General features: G+C 37.7%; 14 protein-coding genes. All 14 read right to left on the bottom strand.

Annotated features, from left to right (window positions below):
- Window positions 1-4: 4 nt before the first annotated feature.
- On the bottom strand, window positions 5-574 hold the full coding sequence (locus tag ACZ1G6_RS06210) for a hypothetical protein (RefSeq protein ID WP_472618515.1): 570 nt from the start codon (window positions 572-574) through the stop codon (window positions 5-7).
- Window positions 574-1881, bottom strand: coding sequence for a hypothetical protein (locus ACZ1G6_RS06205; protein WP_472618514.1), 1308 nt, complete (start codon window positions 1879-1881; stop codon window positions 574-576). Before ACZ1G6_RS06205 ends, ACZ1G6_RS06210 begins: the two co-directional genes overlap by 1 nt.
- Window positions 1851-2255: a hypothetical protein gene (locus ACZ1G6_RS06200; RefSeq protein WP_472618513.1), complete on the bottom strand. Its 405-nt coding sequence runs from the start codon at window positions 2253-2255 to the stop codon at window positions 1851-1853. Before ACZ1G6_RS06200 ends, ACZ1G6_RS06205 begins: the two co-directional genes overlap by 31 nt.
- Window positions 2256-2264: 9 nt before the next feature.
- Complete coding sequence (locus ACZ1G6_RS06195; protein WP_472618512.1) at window positions 2265-4418, bottom strand: FHA domain-containing protein; 2154 nt, start codon at window positions 4416-4418, stop codon at window positions 2265-2267.
- A complete protein-coding gene (locus ACZ1G6_RS06190) occupies window positions 4399-6204 on the bottom strand; it encodes an SUMF1/EgtB/PvdO family nonheme iron enzyme (RefSeq protein WP_472618936.1) in 1806 nt (601 codons plus the stop codon). The genes ACZ1G6_RS06195 and ACZ1G6_RS06190 overlap by 20 nt, the downstream gene beginning before the upstream one ends.
- Window positions 6205-6233: 29 nt before the next feature.
- On the bottom strand, window positions 6234-6560 hold the full coding sequence (locus ACZ1G6_RS06185) for a hypothetical protein (RefSeq protein WP_472618511.1): 327 nt from the start codon (window positions 6558-6560) through the stop codon (window positions 6234-6236).
- 63 nt (window positions 6561-6623) lie between these two features.
- On the bottom strand, window positions 6624-7001 hold the full coding sequence (locus ACZ1G6_RS06180; protein ID WP_472618510.1) for a hypothetical protein: 378 nt from the start codon (window positions 6999-7001) through the stop codon (window positions 6624-6626).
- Complete coding sequence (locus ACZ1G6_RS06175) at window positions 7001-7489, bottom strand: hypothetical protein (RefSeq protein ID WP_472618509.1); 489 nt, start codon at window positions 7487-7489, stop codon at window positions 7001-7003. The genes ACZ1G6_RS06180 and ACZ1G6_RS06175 overlap by 1 nt, the downstream gene beginning before the upstream one ends.
- Before the next feature lie 87 nt (window positions 7490-7576).
- The gene (locus ACZ1G6_RS06170) at window positions 7577-11140 is read right to left on the bottom strand and encodes an ABC transporter permease/M1 family aminopeptidase (RefSeq protein WP_472618508.1); all 3564 of its coding nucleotides are present in this window, start codon (window positions 11138-11140) and stop codon (window positions 7577-7579) included.
- Window position 11141: 1 nt separating this feature from the next.
- Window positions 11142-12026 (bottom strand): ABC transporter ATP-binding protein, encoded by an 885-nt coding sequence (locus ACZ1G6_RS06165; protein WP_472618507.1) that lies wholly within the window; start codon window positions 12024-12026, stop codon window positions 11142-11144.
- A 128-nt stretch (window positions 12027-12154) separates the two neighbouring features.
- A complete protein-coding gene (ansA, locus tag ACZ1G6_RS06160; protein WP_472618506.1) occupies window positions 12155-13165 on the bottom strand; it encodes an asparaginase in 1011 nt (336 codons plus the stop codon).
- Window positions 13166-13172: 7 nt separating this feature from the next.
- Window positions 13173-16079, bottom strand: a complete 2907-nt coding sequence (locus ACZ1G6_RS06155) for a DUF349 domain-containing protein (protein ID WP_472618505.1) — start codon at window positions 16077-16079, stop codon at window positions 13173-13175.
- On the bottom strand, window positions 16069-16374 hold the full coding sequence (locus ACZ1G6_RS06150) for a YeaC family protein (protein WP_472618504.1): 306 nt from the start codon (window positions 16372-16374) through the stop codon (window positions 16069-16071). The genes ACZ1G6_RS06155 and ACZ1G6_RS06150 overlap by 11 nt, the downstream gene beginning before the upstream one ends.
- Before the next feature lie 26 nt (window positions 16375-16400).
- Window positions 16401-16733 carry a hypothetical protein gene (locus ACZ1G6_RS06145; protein ID WP_472618503.1) on the bottom strand — a complete coding sequence of 111 codons (333 nt, stop codon included), beginning with the start codon at window positions 16731-16733 and terminating at the stop codon, window positions 16401-16403.
- Between the last annotated feature and the right edge of the window lie 24 nt (window positions 16734-16757).

Below are 16757 nucleotides of genomic sequence, written 5' to 3'. Positions count from 1 at the left end.
AAAATTAAACCACATATAAATGACTGTATAAACTCATCATACTTTGCGCAACGATTGAATCAAGTTCAATTACGGTTTCCCCTTGATATTGCCCATCTTTAACGGGCCTAATTATAAAGTGAAGGTGAAAAAATTGATTAATAGTTTCACAATATAAATGAATACCTTCGTTAATTTGATGCTCACTCACACTAAATAAACAAATATTAATCCTCAATTGATTATCCGTGTGATTGGCCAACATAGAACATGAAAAACCAGGTTCATCTCTTGTGATATCGCTAACACGCTGCGCTTGTTTGTTACTTGCTGCGGCTTTTTCACTGCTATCATAGGTACAAAGGGATGCAACAATGCGAGTAAAGCGTCTTTTTACTGTGAGGTCTTGATTGACCCTTAGTAAAATAAGTTTAGAACTTGGAAGTGATGGCGCTATTGCAGCATTGACAAGGCTTTGCGTGCTAAGTGTTGATGTCACACTTACTGCGCGGACTTCTGATGCTTCATCGTCAACTAGGCCTTTGTATTGTGCTGTTGTCACAAAAAGCAATTCTCTGAGCCTTTGTTTATCCATTATTTGTTCTCTTTTTGATTCATCCGCAGCATTAGTTCGCTGTAAATTACATCAGCGTCTATATTCGCATGAGGATATAGTGATGCAAATTCATTGAGAAATATGAGACAGTCAGAGAAATAATTCTGTTGTTCACAGCATTTAGCCTGTTTAGAGCGTTTTAATTGCGCTTTTATCTGCTGATTTAAACGTAAAACACTTTGCGCGGCATCGCTATTTTCTTGGAGACGACAAAGCGTTTTATCAGTAAAACCTTTGCGATTTATATTTTTAAACGCTAATTCGCATTTTTGAACCAATTGGGCAAACCATGGATAAGACAAGCTCCACTGGGCAAATAAGGCTTTATCAATCTTTCTATCGTTAAACAGTCCAACTAAAGCATGAAATTGCTCATTAAGCTCCCCTTGCTCACTAGCGATTTTAAACATAATTTGCAGGGCAACTGAAGGTTCCTGCTCTAGCAACACAACACTAAGCGCTAAAAGTGACTGCATATTATTTGCATACAACTTGACCAAATCATCAAATATTAATTCATAGTCAGGTTCTTGATACAGTATTTGATCAATATCACTTTGCTTTTTCTGTCGTTGTAATTGAATTAGTATGTTTTGAACGTTGGCAAATACCTGACAGCGAAAGTATGTTCTGGGGCATTTTTGCAAGTAAAAGTGATACTCTGAAAATCCATTGATGAGTGCATATTGTTTATTATTTAACACCTTTGGAGAATCACACAGTAACTTATAAGCATCAAGTTTATCTTCTGCGAAATAAGGAGCAATGTGACGATATTCATTGTCATCGCTTGCTAACGTTAATGTATAATCTTGGGTGTTTACAAACGCTGTTTTTACTTGCGTTTGAGTATCAACCCATTCAATTGCTGCAAAATAATCAAATACAGCATTAACACAATTATTGAATTTTGACATGCCTTCTGTCTGTTTAAGCGTCTGCCAACACGCAAGCACATCTTCGTCGTTCAACGCTCTATCTGCTTGGGTAAAAAAGATCTCTAAATGCCTATACTTTCGCTGCAGTTTATCAGGAAGCATATGCTCGGATAGCTGCTCATAAATCTTTTTTTGTAGCTCACTTGCGTAATTTGAAATAGCATTTGCGCCTTGTCCTATCAATAGGTCTTCTGTCTCTTCAAAAAAATTCTCAATATGTGTCGCGAGCCATTCAACTAGACACATTAATAAGTTTATCCGAGATGCGTGCAAGGTAAATGTATGTTTAAAAATAGTAATCGATATTGTAGAAGCTTCTACTTCAATATAATTACGTTTATCTCCCACGCGTTCGTCAGTTCCATGAAGGCAAAAGTAATTGTCAAAAGACGCAGCTTGCCCATTTCCCTGTAAGAAAAAAACGACAACAAACCTGAGCCCTTAACTTTCCTTCTTATAACATCATTAGAATCAGAACTGGCAAACTGTTGATAATGAATGATTGACCAACACAGGTGAGAAAGTTCGTAACATAACTTACCATAATTTCTACACACAATATGTCTCGCTAGAGTATCAACGGTGCGACTATTGTATTTAAGATGACCATTGACAGTGGTCGTTGTTCTGAGCATATCAAAATCAGCCACTAAGGCCTCACTTAGCCCGTAAGTGAGAATAGTGTTTTGATGCTGGGTACCTTCACCGCTTTGAGCAATCATGTTTGATGATTAAATGGGTTCATAATTGTGTGTTTGTACAAGTCCGGTTTGTGCCTGCTGTTGCAAACTAGCATCGTAGGAGCTCAAATAAATTGTTTCATTATCAATAGTTAGAGTGCACGGTACTTTTAATGGGTGCTCGCCTAGTATGCTTTCCCCATCCATGCTTAGACTCTCAGTATTATCAATGGGTTTTATTGTTGCTATTTCGCCTAAACTGATTTCAGCAACTGATACAAAATTAGGTTTTTTAGCCATATCCTTTGGACAAAATATACCTAATTTTTTATGACGCTTATGATAGGCAAGTATCACACTATCTTTGACACTAGCTAAAACCGCACGCGAGGTGATTGCGTTATCTGGCCAAAGTTTGTTTAGTTGCGCTTTATCAACTATATCGTCCTCTCGTGAGGAAAAGCTAAACAAACATAATTGCCCACTGTCAGATATGTTTATCTCTAGTGACACTCCCCCTACACCACTTTTGCTTCCTAATACTAAAGCATCTTTGTCCTTTAATGAAAAATGAGTCTTCGGCTCACAACTATTTCCATTTAGTGTAGTTCCGTTTTTACTGCCGCTATCACATAAGGAAAGTTGACTATTTTTGTGCTCGATATAACACTGCTGACCAAGTCTGGAAATTGCTTTATGATTAATTAAGAAAATCAAATCTTGCTGACTAATCCATACTTCGTTACCGTCTTTGCGATGTCGTCCAAGATGAATCACTTCGTGATGATAAACAACAAAATATTCAGGGCTATTCTGTGTGCTGATAACAACACTTTTAGTCTCATTAACATTATCATTTATCACTTTTTTAATGAGCTTTTTTATCGCTTTTGCTTGTTTTTTTAAACCCTTTTTACTCGAGGCTTTATCATAAGCCTGATAAGCCTGCCTGAGTGCTTTGTGGGGAAGCTCTTGGCGCAAGCTATTCATGGCTTTCGCAACCTTGCTTCGGATCCACTGCTCATCTGCCGACAGCGACTTTTGCTTCTTTTCATGATTCTCAATCATGTTTAATAGTTCGTTAGCCTGTCTACATCCAGCATTTGCATGCAATGCTTTACTCACCAATAATTTAGCCGTTTGCAGATCACCCGCATCTAGGTAAAGTTGTGCTTTTTGAGAGGTCTTTATGGCTTCAATTTGCAGGCGTTCCCAGTAGGATTCTTGCTCAACAATCTTGCTAGGAATAAAATAAATGGGCTTTTTTAGTACTTGATAAAGTGCTAACCAGCGCTGAGCATTGCGTTTTTTTGCATATTCATCCATAGAACTTAGCAACAAACGACGTCTAATCAGGGTGTAAACCGTCAAACTAATCAGCAAAAACAAGCACATTGTCGTAATAAGGGAAGGTATATAGGGATTTACACTTCTGGCTATGACAAAACTATTATCGCTGGCACTAAAGGTTAATTGTACACTTTGCGACTCCTGAGAAAAATATTCTTCTAATAGCAACTTAAGCTGCTCAGCATGAAGACTAGTGTCTACAGTATAAATATTATTAACGACACTGAAGTATCGATCCCACAACAAATACTCTTGAATAGACGAATTTAACACAATTTGAGTATTTAGTGATTTGGCCAGTATATACGTTGCGATCCCTCGTAAATCCTTACGGGCAAAGCCGTTTAATTCAATCGTATATGACTTCAACAAGCCAGTATTATCTAAGGCATTATGAAGTTTTTTTCCTAAACTTAAACCTGCAGAATAAAGACTATTAGTATCAAATGATTGTCCGATATTGGTGACGCTGGTAGTTATTATATCACCTGAAAATGTATCCATTAAGGTCGCGCTTATAGATATCGGTTTTGATTCGGTCAATTCATAATAACCCACAACTTGTATTTCTGGCGCTTTTTTAACAGTAAGGTTTATGACCTCTTGTATGTTCGACAGACTACAAAAACGGACAAAACATCCGTCAAAAATAGTAGCTGAAGGTTCGATGTTGTCTAAATTATTGACAAAAGCTTCGCTTAGGGCAGCCTCAAAGCTTTGCTTTTCTAACTCAGTAAGGCTTTCACTACCCACACTAGGAACAAACACAATATTTAATTGCGCAGCATGGCTATTTATCGAAAAAACCGTTAAATAGCATAAAAATAAAGCAACCTTAGTTTTGAAAAGCTTCACTATTACTCTCAACTAGCCTGAAACCTGTTGTAGGCGTTTTTGCCGATTTTAACAAACGCTGAGGCGCAAGTCTCTGAATATTAGCCCGCGTATTGATCCAAGAGCCCCCCATGACAAAAGCTTGATCACAACGCTCCAAATAGTGTTGCTCAAGCGGCTTATTGCCTTGTGCGTAATCCTGTAAGAGCTTATTAAAATCGTCAGTATAACAACCCTTTATCCATTCTTGTGCATTTCCCCAAACATCAAATAGCCCCGTAGGACTTGCTGATAGACTTGCCGTTTCAATCACCGCGTTTCTTTGATACCTAGTATTGCAATCTTTACAATGACTAACTTGGCTCAAGTCATAAACACTTGGCATAGGTGACGCAAACGCAAGCCATTGCTCAAGAGTTGGCAAAGTAAAATTCAGCTGAGTTTTCGTGTTGAGCCATGGAATAAAATAGTCTTCAATTTCTATATAAGATACATTTGTAACTGGCAATTTTGGAGAGCTAAGATTATTACTCTGGGTGCTATATTTCTTATCTTGCCGACAAACCTTATCTTTTACGCACAATTCGTATAGCGCTTGTGTTACTTCTGTATTCATAACCCGAAAAGGTATGTTTGTATTAATATTCACTAAGGTAAAGTCAATTGATTCCCCCTTATTATTTGAAACGATGATATGCCCATCATCCTTTGAAAAAGTGAGTTTATTGTTTTGCATCACAGGGTTTTCTATTTTAGTTTCCATGTTGGTGCTTGCTGATTCATCAGACTTTGTGTCCCATACTAGATCATTGTTTGTCTTTGCCTGATTCAATGAAAACTCTGGCTGTGGCGCTACCCACCAGTAAACAAAGATAACACACACAACTGTAATACATATTAACGAGACTTTACTTAGGGTGAGTTTTCGTGTTTGCTGATCAAATACTGTGAGTATGACCTTTTTCGCTACTATATTAGGCAAACACGAAACGGAATTCCCATCTGACAACAAATTTTGAAATGCCTTTGATGATAATCTTCGTCCCTTGCTAGCTCTAATTCGGTACAAATTATCAAGCCAATCAAACCATGGGCCTGCGTCATATTGTTGTATAACGTGTGTTTTTGCCATCAAATACAACTCGTCAAATGCGTGGGCTGGTAATTCATACTCATCACATATTGCGCGCTTTGAAGCACTATCAACAAAGCCAAACTGTAAAAGACAGCTACAAATTCTTTCATATACCAATTTGCTGGTATTATTTAATACGGAAACAGGATCAATTGCTTTGGTGGTATAATCTTCGTTTGTTTTCATTTTTGCATTATTAATAGTATCTAAACAGCATTGAACATCCTTAGGTCGGGAGTGAGGCTTTTCGTTAAGCAAAGACCTAAGTAAGTCGGTTGCCCAAGCTGGCACATTAGCAAAATTCTCCTCGTTGGCAAAGAAATCCTGTTGCTGGTTTGGGTTTCTTTGATAGTCCATCGCGAATAAAATTCGAAACCACAGTGCCCCAATCATGTACAAATCACTTTGAATACTCGCTTGAACTTGGCCTTTTAATAGTAAGGGGCACGCATATTGATGAGTAGTATTTATCCCATATGACTGTTGCCATGCTTTAAAAAAGTGCGCGTCATTTGTCACATTGTTAGCCAAAGTCTCGTCAAACAAATAAAGGCTAGTATAATCTCCTAAAATATAATGTTTATTTTTGATATAGATATTTTGAGCTTTAATATCCAGATGTAAAAATCCCGCTGTATGCAAGCGACCTATTGCAAACAATATGTCTTTTATAATCGCGATACTTGTTAAAAATCGACTGCCTATAGTAGTAAATCATCTATGCATTTGTCTAAAGTGTGCGCGTAATATGGTTCAACATGGAAGTAATCAGGCGTTTTCCCAAAAGAGACAATCGGCACTAAATTAGGGTGTGAAATACCATCGCTAAGGAGCATAGCGCTTGCGCAGAAGCGTGCCTTCATTAGATTGACATCAATAATTTGGGGGTCATCTTGACACTTCTTTATTACACATTCTTGATTTGATGACAACTCTTGTACATGCAACACACACAAGCTAGGAGTCTGATGAATGATCCCTAAGGTTTTATAACCGTCAATCGAATAGTGTTGTTGCGATATTTGCATAATCTAAATTTAGCAAGATATATACCAATACACTTGTCCAAAATTAACTAATATCACTTAAGTCTATTTTTCATTCTCTTTGCTATCAACCTTATTATTAAAAGTGGCGTAACGATTGGTGTTGCGCATGATATTATGAATTCTTATCGCTTGGAGACTTTCTACTGATGTTCTCAGTTCCTCATTGTTTGTTTGTTTTAATTGCGCAGTAGATTGGCTTGTTGTGTCGATTGTATGGCGTAATTGCGTATGTTCATTAAACCTAAAAGCTTGTGCGTTCACGCCTACCAGTTTGCTTGATTCATATGTTTTATATTGCGCAATCGACCATGCGATAATCATCAATAAAGTTACTACGCATAATAAACCAGTACTAAAGCTTACACTTTTGTATTCGTAATATTGGATGTTGTCTTTGAATTTACATAATAGTAAAGACATTATTCACCCATTGCATTTAATGTTTGCAGCCATTGTGAATTAAGTTGAGTCAAAGACAGGTTATATTCTGCGCCAAGGTTTTGTTCAAGGTGTGTTTGAATATCTAATAGTTCTTTAAGCTCAACCTGTGGATGAACCGCTAATATTATATCTTTTTGTTGTATTGCTTGGTGCATTACAAGCGGTTCAAGTTGAGCATTGAAATAGGCACCTTTCCAGTAAATTAGCAGTAATGAATCAGATGGAATTGCCTTATCTACGTGAGCTGAACCGCTCTGCTCGCTATCGGTTTTAAGCGATATTTCAGATTCCTTTGATATTGCTGACGTTTGTGAGCTCGAGTCAGAATTTGCATGCTTGTTTGGTAAACTTATCGACACCAATGCAATGATTAACAGAGCAAAAAACGCCATTGACAAGCCTAATGCGACTTCTGTCATTGCATTTGAGCTAGTGTCTTGATTTAACGCTAACATGTGTTTATGCATCACTGTCTCTTTATCGTATATAAGGATTGTGTTCCTACTCACTTATAATATAAGACGATTTGATGCATTTTTTTTACGTTAACTACACTATTGTTTTAATGTTGCAATATTATCGTTCGCGTTTCGATCAATATATCGAATGAAAGGATCGACCCCAACATAATATTTATTATCACCATTGTTACCATCAGCTAGTGAGGACATCGGGATGCTGATACTATTTTGACCATCTAATAACAAGTGCTTCTTTCGATACAAAATATTGACATCTTCGTCGAAATTATCTGGATTGTTATCGAAAATCACTATATCTACCCAATCTTCGAATGTGTTTTTGGTTTCATTTCCTTGGCCATCAGCCTCGAATTTTTCCGCAGAAACGCTCACATTTATACTATCTTCACTTACCTGACTATCAAGCAGTCTAAGATCGTATAGCGTAATCTGCTTAAACTGCTCTTTGATAAAATTGTGAGTATCTGCTTCAGCGTTTGCTAAAACTTCGTTCAACAGATCCAATGTTGTAGCCAGACGGCCTTGCGAAAACTTATAGCGCGCTACTAGGTCTCTAAGCGCTTTATTTAAGGCATCCACCCCTATTCTATCTGCGATTGCCATCATTACAATCGAGCCTTTACGATAGTGGATATAGGCTTGCGACTCTGCCCTTAACAAGGGCATTTCTTCTAAATATTCTCTGGAGCGTCCTTGTAAATATGAATCGAGCTCATAGCGTAAAAATTTTCTAACCTTTGCTTCACCATACTCCTGTTGCATTAATAAAATAGCAGCATATTGAGATAGCGTCTCAGATAGCACTTGGCTTCCTTGGACATTAGCAGCGTCAAGTTGATGACCAAACCACTGGTGAGCGACTTCGTGAGCAGTAATATAATAAACAGGATCTATTTCTTTTTTATCTCTTAGATCGGTAATAAATCCAATCCGTTCTGAATAAGGCACAGTGTTGGCGAAACTTTGTGCAAAACGTCTATAACCTGGAAACTCTATAATTCTTAATTGTTTATGTTGATAAGGCCCAAAGTTATCACTGAAGTAATCAAGAGAATCTTGTGTTGACTCGATCATTCTATCGACATTCCAAGCATGATCTTGGTAATAATAAACCGCTATCTCGACCCCTTTATGCTGTCTTGATTTGACTTTTACGTCAGCAGACATTATCGAATAAAAATCAATCATTGGAGAATCCATCTCGTAGATAAAATAATTACGTTGATCTTGAATCCAATATTTTTTTAGATAGCCAGGCGCTATTGCAATTTGATCTGCGCTTGTCGAAAGTGTTGCTTTAAAATCAATCAGTCCTACATTTGCACCAAAAAATGTTTCTTCATAGCGACTTTCATCTTCAAGTTTATAGGCACGCTTGGGCGGCGGAAGTTCACGTTTTCTTCTTTCATGTTGATCAGCAATATAAAAGCTTTGGTTAACGCCGAAAATTGGGAGTAAAGCATAGTTGTTAATAAAAGTACCGTTTTGGATAAGAGAACTATCTTCTGCTCTATCTTTAAAACCAGTATGTTGCCTAGTAACACTTACTGTTAACTGTATTTGCTCATTTGGCAAAAGCTCCTTATCTAAAGACAACCATGCTGTCTTTAATTCTGAGTTATAGTCTTCAACGTTAGCTCCTTCGATTTGCACCGTACTATAATTTGGGAAGTTAACTAAGAACCGTTTAACCGGAACCTCTTCTTTATTTATTAGTGTCAAAGAAGCTACGGCATCAATCTTTCGTAACTCAGGGAAAATAGCAACATTAATATCAACCGCCACATTCGTCGGAATAGGTGCATCTTCGTACGCACGATATGTTTGTTCATACTGATATCTAAGTTCAAGCGCCTGCTTTGCTGTAAAAAATTCATTTATCACCCTAGTATTGTAATGAATGATCGTTGCTAAACTGATAAATGCGACTAGCGAACAAACAATAACAACTTGCCCCTTGCGACCTAAGTTATAAGCTAAAAGACCATAGCGTGCGCGCAGGTTTGTATCCGGACCACGTTGCCACATTGCATAGCTGAGCGCCGCTAGCACAGCGGCAAAAGTTGCCCAATAAGCAAGGTAGTAATGCTGCGTGGTTAATGCCCATCCATATGCATTCATATCAGAATACATTAAACTTGGCGTGGACGAATATTGAAACATATTATGTTCAAAACCCAATTGGACAAAGACGGTCTCTGATACAAAAAAGTAAGCGACAAATATCAACATCCCCATGTACTTGTTGGGACTTAATGCTTGTATAAAGAATGCAAGCACGGTTAATAAAATCCAAGGAATGGCGGTAAAATAGATTAAAGAAATCACATATTGCTGGATGTCAAAATGATAATAAGAAGAAAAAATTTGGTTAAGTAGCGTCGCACACATTCCTATCAATAATAGGCTGAAAATTACGACGCACACCGCGAGCAATTTAGATAACCAAAAGGTAAAATTGTGTACAGGCATACTATCGATAATATCGCCGATTTGAACACTACGCTCCCGCCACACAACTTCTGCTGTATAGAAAGTGATGACAATAATAAGTGACAATCCAAAACCATTTTGAATAAGCTCTATCATATATTGAGTTAATGGCCAGTTTTTTGCGCCATATAAACCAGCGGGATTGATGAACTCTTGACCAATTAAAATAGCAGCTATCAATAACAGAACTAAAAATGACGGGCTCAATACGACTTGTTTTACTTCGAAACTCACTAGTTTAAAAAATTGTGAAACTTCGCTCGTGGCATCAAATTGATGGCTAATATTTGCCATTTCAGGAGCAGGCATGGATTCATTAACTACGACCTTTTTTGATTTAGCAGGAGAAAGTCGTAATTGACTAAAAAAGCCACCAAACACTAAAAGTACCGTCATGGATATTATGCTCCATAGCGCTCTGTTATATAGAATGCTTTCTTTTAGAGTTAAAATTAAGGTGTTCTTTTCGCTTGGTGTCCAATACTGTGTCGTCTCAAAAAATGTGCGTAAACCAAATGGGTCCATCAACGCCATGATTTCTTTTTGATGAGGTTCGTTAAAAATACTTCCCGATGCAGCAAACAATACAAATAAGCCTAAGGCAAACAAATAAGCGCCCATCATGCTTTTGACTCGTATTGCGGCAACATAGAACAACGTACTTAAGACGAAAACAGTCGGAATAGTAAATACAACGAAAGGAACAAGATAGTAACTTAAACTGATGGTTCCAAGGCGCTGGGCATCAAGCCAAGGCATTAGACTAGCGATAAATAATCCTAATGGCACCATTGCACTTACCGTTACCACTACCAAAAAGGCACCAAAAAAACGCCCACTTTTATATGCAAAAGGGATAATAGGTTTGGTATAAATGATCTCGCTCATCAAAGTATGTTCATTTCTAATTGCTGTATTAGCCACAAAATTTACAACCAAGAACATCCCAAAGAAGCCCATAATCAGCATTGTCTGAGCTATCGCATAAGGACTATTAAAGTTAATATTACCACCGCTACCGATTTGAATATTTTCTACAGCAACAGACAAATAAGGCAACAAAAAGAAAATAAGGCACGTAACAACAAACGATGGTTGTCGCGTAAAATAACGCCATTCAAAGGTGAGCATTTTTACAAACATATTATACCCGCTCTTGTAATACTGAAGACTGACTTAAGATACTAAAATAGGCATCTTCGAGACTTGCAGGCGCTGTTTCGAATCCTTCAGGTGGTGTATCGGCCAATACGTACAGTACGGTTCTTCCTGCAAATAAACGTGTTGAAATCACGGTCAAATCTTCTTGCAACTCATTGATTTCATTGCCATGAACAGTCTTTCGCCACACCTTACCCTGTAATGAATTAGTTACTTCAATTGGATTACCTTGCAACAAAATTTTGCCTTGACCGAGCACAGCCATATCTGAGCACAATTCGGAAACGTCATCTACAATATGGGTCGATAGAATGATTACCTTTTCTTCACCCAAGCTAACTAACAAATTGTGGAATCGATTTCTTTCTTGAGGATCTAAACCGGCTGTTGGTTCATCAACAATCAGAAGGTCTGGGTTTCCCAGAAGAGCTTGAGCAATACCAAAGCGTTGACGCATGCCGCCTGAGAATGAACTTACTGCTTTTTTACGATGCTCGAATAAATTAGTTTGAGCCAATAATCCTTCAACAACTTCTTTTCGATGACCTTTATGCGTTATACCTTTCAAAATCGCTAAATGTGAAAGAAGCTCATAAGCACTTACCCTTGGATATACGCCAAAGTCTTGTGGTAAATAACCTAGCCTCTGCCTTAGCTCAATGGGTTGATTAATTACATCTAAGGAATCAAAGGTGATCTGCCCTTCATCAGGCTGTTGCAAAGTGGCAATTGTGCGCATTAGTGAGGATTTACCAGCTCCATTTGGGCCGAGCAAGCCAAATAGACCTTTGGTAATATTTAGATTAACGGCATCAAGCGCTTTGACACCATTGCTATACGTTTTTGTGATATTTTTTATACTTAACATCTAAACTCTCATCAATACAAAGACAGTGATACTCTTATTGTTAAAGTATCAGTCCACCATATCTATGCAAGCAATAGGCAAAGTATAATTGTTTCTAAATGTGAATTTTGAGCATGCGCATTCTGTATTTAAAGCATTTCGCCTCGTAGATTCTGGCTCATAAGGGTACAACGCTGCTCAAACGAGAGCTCATCTTTACTCAATAAATAATGTAACTTTGCTAAAGCGGCCTCTGGTGTCAAATCTTTGCCTGAAATGATACCTGTTTTTTCGACTAGTTTGCCTGTTGCATACCCTGACATGTCGACTGTCCCAGACATACACTGCGTGCAATTAACTACCATCACACCTTGCTTGGTTGCCCGTTCAATTTGCCTTAACAACTCAGGGTTTTGTGGTGCATTTCCAACACCATAAGTGAGCAGAATTAATGCGTTGACAGGTTGTTGAATCATATTGGTTAATACATCAGCACTAATCCCTGGATACAAAGTTAACATTCCTACAGGTTGGCTAATTATAGGACTGACCCTTAGTTCCTTTTGCTCAGATTTGTAATGTGTTAATTGTGTATTGAGCTCAATGTTAATCCCTGCAGATAACAATTGAGGAAAATTAGGCGAATTAAAGGCATTAAACCCATCGGCATCAACTTTTCTTGTTCGATTACCTCTAAATAGCGCATTGTTAAAAAATAACGTTACTTCATTAATCGGGTATGTTGCAGCTATATATAGCGCATTAAGTAGATTTGATTGCCCATCCGAGCGCAACTGCGCTAAGGGAATTTGTGAGCCTGTAACAATCACCGGCTTATGCAATCCTTCAAGCATAAAAGACAGAGCTGAGGCAGTGTAAGCCATTGTGTCAGTTCCGTGAAGAATTATAAACCCATCGTATTGGTCATAATTAGCCGCAATATCCTGAGCAATAAGTTGCCAATCAGTTGGTTTCATATCACTTGAATCGAGCAAATTGTCGTATTCGTGAAGCGTGAAATCTGGCATTTCTTTACGATGAAATTCCGGCATGTTTGCCAAGGTATCAAAGAGATAACCTGCGACAGGCACAAAGCCGTCTTCAGAGGCTTTCATACCAATAGTACCACCTGTATAAGCGATATATATATGCTTTTTCATAATATTCCTATTGGTCAGGCTGACTCGAGAGCACAAGCCATTCAATGGTATCAAGCATCGATAGGTCTTTTTCGCTCAAAGGCCCTTTTGACAGCCATGCTTTAAACACAATCATTACATCTAGGCTTGACTCGCCTTGAAGTTTACTGGCCATTAAGTCAAGTTGTACCGCTTTGTATTGTTGTTCAGAAACAACAACACACTTTTCATATCCAACATCGAGTATAACTGCCATCGAACAAAGTAACTTAAGTCTATCATAAGGTTTGATTGTATCAGGTAGTTTGGGTGGATTACTGACCCACTTTTGGTGTTGCGTAGATAAGGAAGCAAAGCCATCGGGTAAGTCAGGCCCCGTAAATTCACGTAAAAATGTAAACAAATTCATTAGTTTTGCTTTGGCTTGCTCACTATTCATATGGCGTTTACGCGTCTGAAAGTGTCTGTTAGCTTGTTGCAGTTTATGCTCGACTTGCTTGTGTGTTTTACTATCCAATTTGGGTAGATAGGTCTTTATATTTTCAATCGCATCACTAAAAGGCAATAAGTCGTCTTTAGACCTTGCTTTATCAAGTGTTTCATTTGCTTGAGCAAGCAATACCTCCAATTCTTGCATAAGTTTTGTATTTTGCTCCTGAGAAACCGCAAGCGCTGCATTATATCGATTAAAGATGATATCGTTTTGAGTTCTAAACTCTGTCCATAAACGATTTTCATCACGTTTAAATGATGGCCCTATTGCCTTGTATTGTGCTTGAATAATTTTGGCCTGCTTGGTCGCTTCCTTTAAGTCATCATCCTTCGCATTAACAGTGAGATTCTTTATCTTCTCAATTAACTTCGTTTTGGCCTTTCCATTTTGTGCATAAAAATCATTAACTTTATCCTGAAAAGGTGATAAGGCTTCATAAAAAGTACTTTTCAACTCAGCATATTTGTCTTTGTCTATCTCACCTAAGCGACTAAATGAGGATTTAACGCTATTTATCTTTTTAGCCAAGTCATCAGCGGCCAAGTCATCAGAAAATGATTTTACGCTTGCCACAAGTTCTTTTCCTAACTGCAGGTTGTTAATTCGCTGCGCCTCTTTGTGGGCATAATGTACTCGACAGGGCTCAAACGCTTTTTCTATTAATTCATCAAAACGTGCATTGGCAATATCATCTTCAGGTGTATTTAATTTCCCTAAGCTGACCCATTGCTGACGCAATTGTTTGACCTTTAGAGCTCTTCTTTTTATGTTGTTTGCAGGCTCTAAAACAAGTTCGTTTAATTCATCTAAAAGCTCAGGTTTTCTTGGCTCAGCAATATAAGACTGCCAATCCGCCAACTTTTGAATTTCAGCGTTAATGTTCTCGTGTAAGCGCTTAGATTTGATGACAAATTTTTTCGACAACTTGGTCTTTGATAAATCAGGCAATTTGAGAAATATGTTATTGGCAGTTTTAAAAGTAGCCATTGCCGGCTTAAATTTACCTTCATTTATTAATCGTTTGACGATATTTAACTTGTTTTCACACACACGGTCTTGTTTCTTACAAGCGCTAAAATGCTGATTAAACGAGGTGTTTGCAGCATCGAGCTGATGTCTGTATTTATTGAGGATACTTGAATCAAAGTCCTGAACTAAGCTCAGTGATGACAGCTCTTTTTTAAATGACGCAAGCGTGTCATCGAACAATATAAGAGCGTTAATAAATCCGTCAATATCTGATTGCTTGAGGGCATTAGTAATCGCTACTTCACACTCATCAATAGCATCATTAAATACAATAGCCTGCCCTTCGATTTGATCAAGCTGTTGTAAAGCGGCAGGCAAAGCATTGAGTCTTTCAATCAAATTACTAACATCAAAAAGTAAGGTTTCGCTGTTTTTTGCTAAAGGTTTAGAACCGTGGCTATGGCATCGAGTTATTAAAGTGTGGCACTCTTGCTTTATCGCTAGCAAGCTCTTCAACAGTAAGCTCATCTGAGGTTCAATATTTTTAGTGTCACCACTACACAGCAAGTTGTATTGATTCCTTATTTCATTGATATTGTTTTGTGTCTCTTCAATGTTGTTACTTAAGGCCTTTCGCTCAACGAGTTCAAGATGCGCAGGCTCAAGCACTGCAAGCTTTTGTTGCACACTCACTTTAAGTGCAAGATATTTTTCTGTATACGCCGCTACTGCGTTTTCATCTAAAAAGTGAAAATCGAGCTTTAAAGATTCAAAACGAGATGCTAACTCAGATAATTGCGAGGAAATATATTCATAATCATCGCTGTCTTTAAGCGCTAATATTTGTGAGTTTATCAAAATAAGAGACTGCTTTAATTTTGCAGGCATACTTGCTTGCATTTCAAGGTTCTCTAGTTTTGTATTAATTTTTTCAATGACGGCCGATGAGCGAGCTTGCTTTAAATAGCGATTCAATGTTTTACGATCTTGAATGTCGTCGATTATCGCTAATTGTTGCCTATCATCTGCAAAATTTTCAAAAAATCGTCGATATGAAGCTTCATTATCAAGTTTAAATAGTACCGATAGACTCAGGACTTTATCTTGTCTAAGCCTAGTGTTTTCAAACAGTAGTTTTGCTAATAGCGCCTTGTCATTGCATTCTTCAACAAATCGACAAAACGTTTTGTCATCAATTTTATTTGTATCTGCTAATAATGAAAAACACACATCCATCGCTTTGTTTTGGACTTGAGGGTAATAGCTGGTCTGTGCACATTTATACCATAAAGCAAAAGAATTTAGTTTCAATAAGGCTGCAATGATGACTTCTGGTGAATCATCATTAAACGCCAATTCATGTATAATCTGTTTGTGCTTTTCTTTTGCCAAATCAAGCGATTCAATCGCTTTGAGGCGTTTTTGAGAATCTGCATGTTTGTGAGCAGGGGTAAAAATATGTTCAAAAATCATCTTGTTTAAACCGAGCAATATTTTGGTTTCTTTTAGGCTTGGTCGGCTTTTCACCTTTTAGTTCTCTTAATAATTCAGTTTTTGACTTTTGTACAATCTCTCCGTCATCACCAATTGTCATGTGCTCATTAGACTGTTCAATTTTCGCCTGATATAACAACACTGCTTGCAAAACAGTCTCTTTTTGATCATCACTCAATGGATTACCATCTAGCCATTTACCTGTTTCGACTGCTTGTTTAAGCTTTTCGAAAATATCAGGTGTCATCGTAGCGAGTAATTGTTCAGCTTGCATACATTACCTCTATCAAAATTATTGCTTTACTGTCGTTTGGCCAATGCCGTTCGTAATCGATTAACAGCATACCAAATGAACCCAATGGTGGTGGTTGCAACAGATGCATTCCACATTAATTCGCCGCTATCAGTGTTAGGGAATTCACCTAGAAATACAAAATAACACCCCACTATAAAGACTAAAATTGCCAGCATAGATTGGTTCTGAAGACTCTGCAGTTTTTGATATCGTTGAAGTGACAACTTACGCCTAATATCATCAGCACTCGCGTCACCAAATTGGTAGCCGCAGTGAGAGCATGATTTTGCTTTATCTGAGATTGATTTATTACATGCAGGGCAGTCTATAATTGCCATTGCTTTCTCCACATACTAAAAAAG

The sequence above is a fragment of the Glaciecola sp. HA4-3 genome (assembly GCF_055693685.1).
This window is presented reverse-complemented; position numbering and strand designations above follow the sequence as displayed.

Coding starts and splice junctions, on each gene's coding strand:
- ACZ1G6_RS06210 (WP_472618515.1), bottom strand. CDS start 574: ATGGATAAACAAAGGCTCAGAGAATTGCTTTTTGTGACAACAGCACAA.
- ACZ1G6_RS06200 (WP_472618513.1), bottom strand. CDS start 2,255: ATGATTGCTCAAAGCGGTGAAGGTACCCAGCATCAAAACACTATTCTC.
- ACZ1G6_RS06185 (WP_472618511.1), bottom strand. CDS start 6,560: ATGCAAATATCGCAACAACACTATTCGATTGACGGTTATAAAACCTTA.
- ACZ1G6_RS06180 (WP_472618510.1), bottom strand. CDS start 7,001: ATGTCTTTACTATTATGTAAATTCAAAGACAACATCCAATATTACGAA.
- ACZ1G6_RS06175 (WP_472618509.1), bottom strand. CDS start 7,489: ATGCATAAACACATGTTAGCGTTAAATCAAGACACTAGCTCAAATGCA.
- ACZ1G6_RS06170 (WP_472618508.1), bottom strand. CDS start 11,140: ATGTTTGTAAAAATGCTCACCTTTGAATGGCGTTATTTTACGCGACAA.
- ACZ1G6_RS06165 (WP_472618507.1), bottom strand. CDS start 12,026: ATGTTAAGTATAAAAAATATCACAAAAACGTATAGCAATGGTGTCAAA.
- ansA (WP_472618506.1), bottom strand. CDS start 13,165: ATGAAAAAGCATATATATATCGCTTATACAGGTGGTACTATTGGTATG.
- ACZ1G6_RS06155 (WP_472618505.1), bottom strand. CDS start 16,079: ATGATTTTTGAACATATTTTTACCCCTGCTCACAAACATGCAGATTCT.
- ACZ1G6_RS06150 (WP_472618504.1), bottom strand. CDS start 16,374: ATGCAAGCTGAACAATTACTCGCTACGATGACACCTGATATTTTCGAA.
- ACZ1G6_RS06145 (WP_472618503.1), bottom strand. CDS start 16,733: ATGGCAATTATAGACTGCCCTGCATGTAATAAATCAATCTCAGATAAA.